We start from the raw sequence: 5,607 nt of genomic DNA on the forward strand, positions 1-5,607 counted from the left end.
GGTACCGCTGCTTGCTCCTTCGTCGCCTACGCAACGGCACCTGATCGGCGGGACGGGCGCGAACCGCCGACTGCGTCGGCGGCCCCTCCTCGAGGTCGGGGCGGTCGGGGTTGGGGATCGACGACTCTGATCAAGGCCCGGATATCGGCGTCGATCGCACGGAACAGCGCGTACGAGCCGAGGAAGGCCACGACGCTGCCGAGGTAGACCACACGCAGCGAGACCATGGTCGGCAGCAGGTCCTCGGTGGGCAGCAAGGTGATGGCGACCATCGCGATCAGCGGGATGGACGCGGCGACCGCCAGATACCAGCCGCAGCGCCGCAGGAGTCCGCGCAGCGCCGCGGCATCGGTGTGGAACCGGTGGCCTTGCTGCAGGAAGGCCGGGTAGGCGCAGCGGACCATGTAGAAGGTGATGAGGAAGAACGCGTAGGTCGCCGCCACGGCGCAACCGATGGCGTTCGACGTCAGAAATTGCACCGTGGTGCGCGTCTCCAGCTCACCGGTGCTCACCTTCACCGTGGCGGGCAGGATCGCGGCCGCGGTGACCCAGAACAACAGGGCGACGACAACCGCCCGGTCACCCAGGTACAGCGATTGCCTGCTTGCCAGGCCCAACGTCGCGGTACTCACGCGCCGCCCGGCCCGTAACGCGCGTGGAACCAGGATCGCGTGGCGGGACAAATAGACCAGGATCACCGCGCCGAGCGCGAAAGCTATCACGTTGGTCACCACCGAGACTATGTGCAGCGCTTCGCGAGCGGCGGGCTCGAGCCGCTGCACCAGCAGGCCGGAGTTCTGCCAGGTCTTGTATTTCACGGCGAGTGCGTTGGGTACCGCGATCGCCAGTGTCATCAGCGCAACCATGAAGGGCCGCAAGCGAATTCGGTAGGAACCGGCAGGCGGGTCGACCAGGTCTCTGCCGCGCGGGTCCAGGCAGAGGTCGAACTGTTCGGCGAGGACGGTGCCGTCGGGCCAGCGGTCGTTTCGGTCCGGCTCGAGGCAACGCAGCAGCACCCGGCGGAGTGCGGGCGGACAGTCCGGCGGGAGTTGCTGCAGCGCGGAATTACTGACGCCCGTGCTGCGTGCGGAGAGCATCGCTTCGAGTCTGGTTCGATCGCCGCAGTCGGGGTCGTCGGCGCCGGTGTCGTCGAACGGCTTGGTGCCGGTGAGCAGTTCCCACAGCAGCACACCCAGTGAGAAGAGATCGGAGCGTGCTTCGAGGTCGGCGGCGCTGCGGTCGTAGCCGGGATGGCTGGCCTCGAGCTGCTCGGGTGACATGTACGCCAGCGACCCGCCGAAATACGAGAGCGGGCTGGTGCCCGCGGTCTCGCTGAAGCTGATGTTGAAATCGGCGAGCTTCGGCACGCCCTCGGCCGTGAGCAGGACATTCGCCGGCTTCACGTCACGGTGCAGCACACCCCGATCGGCCGCGTGATCCAGTGCCGCGGCCAGGCGCCGACCCAGCCAGGCCACGGTGTCGGGCCAGCTGAGGTGGGCGATCTCGCGCCGCACGCTCGAATCCGCCGGCCGGATCTCGCCCTTCTCCGTCATCGCCGCGTCGATCGCGTCGAGCAGGAGCCGACCGTCGCGTTCGGCGGGCGGGGTCGCGCGGACCCAGCGCAGCAGGCCGAGCAGGGTCCCGCCGGGCAGGAACTGCATGTACAGCAGGCGCAGCCGGGGCGACCCGTCGCCGGGTGGATCGAGGACGAGCTGATCGAACACGCGCACGATGTAGTCGTGGTCGAGCTGGGCCAGGGTTTGCGGCTCGGTGCCGCTGTCGGCGGAGATCTTCACCGCGACCAGACGTTGCATCGACCGTTGCCTGGCGAGGAAGACCCGGGCGAACGCGCCCACGCCGAGCTCGGTCAGCAGCTCGAAGTCGCCGACGCGGTCGCCCACCTCGAACCGGTCGAGCCCGCGGCGATCGGTGGAGTGCATGGTGGCGGTGCGGTCGAGCGAGGGGCGGGTCGCCTCGGTGATGACAGTCGAGCTCACGACGGGTCATACGCGCGGACCCGCACGGAGGTTCATCCACGCCGGAGATCGTCAGCTGACGACGCGTTCCAGGGCTTTCAGATCGGCTTCGAGTGCGCGGAAGAGCAGGTAGGAGCCGATGAAGGCGACGATGCCGCCGACGCAGAGCACCCGGACGGCGACGATCACGGCCGGGATATCACCGGGCGGGAGGAAGGTGACGCCCGCGACGGCGAGGAGGGGGACCGAGGCGGCCACCGCGAGGTACCAGGTGCAGCGGCGGCTCAGCTCGCGCAGCCAGGTGCTGTCGTCGGTGCTGATCTCGCCGTGGCGAAGGAAGATCGGGTAGATGCAGCGGACCAGGTAGAACGTCACGAGGAAGAACGGGTAGGCGACGGCGATCGCCCCGCAGACCAGCAGGGATGCGAGGAAATGGACCACGGCGTGGCCGGGGACATCGCCGGCGGCCAATTGCAGCGCGATCGGGAAGGTGAGTCCGGAGATCGCCCACAGCGAGAACACCACGATCACCACCCGGTCGCCGATGCGCAAGGTGTCGTGTCTGGTGCGGCGCAGAATCTGTGGGTCGTAACGGCGGCCATGGCGAAGGCCGCGCGGCACGGAGAGCACGAAACGGGCGAGGTAGATGAGCACCGCGGCCCCCAGCGGGAAGAAGACCACGTTCACGCCCGCCGTGATCACGACGAACGATTGCTGGGCCGACTCGCTGAGCCGACTCACCACCAGATTCTGATTGTGCTGGATGTTGTACCAGGAGGCGAGGGCGTTGGGGATGCCGATCGCCAAGATCATCACCAGCAGCGGCCACTTGCGCCACACCATCCGCCAGCTGTTCGGCGGCGGGTCGACGAGGTCACGGGCCCGGGCGTCCAGACACAGATCGAACTGCTTGGCCAGCACCGCGCCTTCGGCCCAGCGACCCGACCTGTCCGGGTCGAGGCAGGTCAGCAGCACCCGGCGCAGGGCAGCGGGGCAGTTCGCCGGAACCCGGTCGAGCGCGGCGGGATCGACGCCGCCGGTCCGCCGTTCGAGCATGGCCTCGAGGGTGGTTTCGTCGCCCCGGCCCTCGGCCGCGGCGGTGTCGTCGTCGAACGGCTTCGCACCGGTGAGCAGTTCCCACAGGACCACGCCGAGGGAGTAGATATCGCTGCGGGTGTCGAGGTCTGCGGCGGTGCGGCTGAGGCCGGGGTGACAGGCCTCCAGCTGTTCGGGCGACATGTAGGCCAGCGAACCGCCGAAGTAGGCCACCGGGCTGGTGCCCTCGACGGTGCGGCTGAAGCTGATGTTGAAGTCGGCGAGCTTCGGGACGCCCTCGGCGGTGAGCAGCACATTCGCCGGTTTCACATCACGGTGCAGCACACCGTGCGAGGACGCGTAGTCGAGCGCCTCGGCCAGCCGCCTGCCCAGCCAGGCCACCGTTTCCGGCCAGCTCAGGGCGGCGATCTCGGCGCGCACGCTCGAATCGGTCGGGCGGATCTCGCCCTTCTCCTCCATGGCGGCGTCCACGGCGTCGAGCAGCAGTTTGCCGCTGCGTTCGGTGGGTGGGGTCGCGCGGACCCAGCGCAGCAGACCGAGCAGGGTCCCGCCGGGCAGGAACTGCATGTAGAGCAGGCGCAGGCGCCGCGAACCCGAGGGCGCCGAGTCGGTGTCCATCAGTTGCTGGTCGAACACGCGCACGATGTAGTCGTGGTCGAGCTGGGCCAGCGTCTGCGGCTCGGTGCCGCGGTCGGCGGAGATCTTCACCGCGACCAGACGCTGCATCGACGTCTGCCTGGCCAGGAAGACACGCGCGAAAGCACCGGAACCGAGCCCGGTGAGCAGCTCGAAATCGCCGATGCGCTGGCCGATCTCGATGCGGTCGAGCGGCTCGAACGCGCCGGGATTCGAGAGTGCGTCCGTCGACGACGTCGCGGCCGAGGTGGCGGTCGCGGTGAGGTCGAGCTGCGGGCGGGTCATCTGGGTACTACGAGTCGAGTCCGCCGTTTGGTTCATCGTCGCGTCGGGATCGTCGGTCCGGTGAGTGCTCTGGTCGAGTTCCTCGGTGTTGAGCAGGCCGCGCAGACTGGCCGCCTGCTCCGGGTACTCGCGCAGGCACTCGCGCGGGTCGACACGTTCGCCGCTGTGCCTGCGGATGACGAATTCCTCGAACACCAGCCCGGCGGGCAGCGTGGCAACGTCGAGTTCGGGGAACTCGGCGCAGTAGTTGACCAGCCGCTTGCGGTCGATGCCGGTGCCGGCGTGATGCAGCCAGCGATGGCGCAGGTCGACCCGGATCAGCTCGTGCAGCGCCTGCGCGCGCAGGGTGGCCGCGTCGGGGAGGAACTCGGCGATGTCGGGCGGGCGTTCGTCGACCGCGCCCCACGCGGCGGCGAACGCCTCGACCATGTCGACGCGCACATTCGTGGCCCGACCGGCCGTTGCGTCGGGTTGTTCCCCGCTTCCGGTGTTATCGCTCATCAACCGACCTAAAGAGTTCGCGCGGATCGGTGCGAAATTCATTCCGCCACACCCACCGCCATCGCCGGAGAGCTGTACTTGAAATGATAACTTGCGCCTCTAGAGCTGATCACCCGAATTTCGACGACCATGCGACGGGGGCGAATCCGCAGATGAACGAAGACCTCACAGCGGTAGCATGGGAGTCCGTCGACGACGACGGCGTAACGGACGCTGAGGTGACGATGGACTCGTCTCGCCCTCCTGCCGACGAATACCCCATCGGCGGCCCCGCCGCGGCACTGGCCGCCCGGGTCCGTGCGGGCACCATCACGCCCGCCGACGTCACCGCCGACGCGCTCGCCCGAATCGGTTCGGAGAATCGCAAGATCAACGCCTTCACGGTGGTGCGAGCCGAGCGGGCCAGGGCCGAAGCGCGGGAACTGGCCGCCCGGCAAGACCTCGACGAGCTGCCGCTGGCCGGTGTGCCGGTGGCGGTGAAACAGAACATCGCGGTGGCGGGCGAACCGACCCGGGCCGGTTCGGCGGCCACCTCCGCAGAACCGGCGAGCGTCGATCACCCGGTCGTGGCCAGGCTGCGCGCCGCAGGCGCGATCGTTGTGGGGTTGACGGCGATGCCCGAGCTCGGTTTGTGGGCCAGTACCGACTCCGCGGGGTGCGTCACCCGCAATCCGCGTGATGTCGGCCGGTCGACGGGTGGATCCTCGGGTGGTGCTGCCGCGGCGGTGGCCGCCGGACTCGTGCCGATCGCGCACGGCAACGACGGTCTCGGCTCGATCCGGGTGCCGGCCGCGGCATGCGGGGTCTTCGGGATCAAGCCGGGTAGACACGTGGTGCCCGCGCAGATCGGCGCCGATTCATGGGCGGGACTGGCCGAGAACGGCGTCCTCGCGACCACGGTGTCGGACGCGGCGCTGGCGCTGTCGGTGCTGGCAGGCCGTTCCGACCTGGCCGAACTACGCAAGCCGCAGCGACTACGCATCGGACTGGCCGTGGCTCCGCCGTCGCGTCTGGTCCGGATGGATCGGCATTGGACGGCGGCGGGGGGGCCCCCCGGGGGGCGCGCGGCGGGGGGCGGGGCCCCGGGGGGCCCCCTGGGTACGGCCAACCGCGACACCGCGCGGGGGGGTGGGGGGCGCGGGGCCCCCCCCGG

3 protein-coding genes are annotated in these 5,607 nt (G+C 69.4%); 1 reads left to right on the forward strand and 2 read right to left on the reverse strand.

The features are described from left to right. Nucleotides 1-26: 26 nt before the first annotated feature. Both ACFWF3_RS22110 and ACFWF3_RS22115 read right to left on the reverse strand, forming a co-directional pair. Nucleotides 27-1,997: a protein kinase gene (locus tag ACFWF3_RS22110; RefSeq protein ID WP_379315104.1), complete on the reverse strand. Its 1,971-nt coding sequence runs from the start codon at nt 1,995-1,997 to the stop codon at nt 27-29. A gap of 51 nt (nt 1,998-2,048) precedes the next feature. Next, complete coding sequence (locus ACFWF3_RS22115; RefSeq protein ID WP_379315105.1) at nt 2,049-4,454, reverse strand: protein kinase; 2,406 nt, start codon at nt 4,452-4,454, stop codon at nt 2,049-2,051. A 152-nt stretch (nt 4,455-4,606) separates the two neighbouring features. Here ACFWF3_RS22115 and ACFWF3_RS22120 point away from each other — a divergent pair. Next, a partial coding sequence (locus ACFWF3_RS22120; RefSeq protein ID WP_379315106.1) for an amidase family protein occupies nt 4,607-5,607 on the forward strand: 1,001 nt, incomplete at its 3' end.

Source organism: Nocardia sp. NPDC060220 (genome assembly GCF_042727815.1).
GTDB lineage: Bacteria > Actinomycetota > Actinomycetes > Mycobacteriales > Mycobacteriaceae > Nocardia.

Bases quoted from the DNA above. Each gene is read 5' to 3' on its own strand.
- ACFWF3_RS22115 (WP_379315105.1), bottom strand. From the start codon at position 4,454: ATGAGCGATAACACCGGAAGCGGGGAACAACCCGACGCAACGGCCGGT.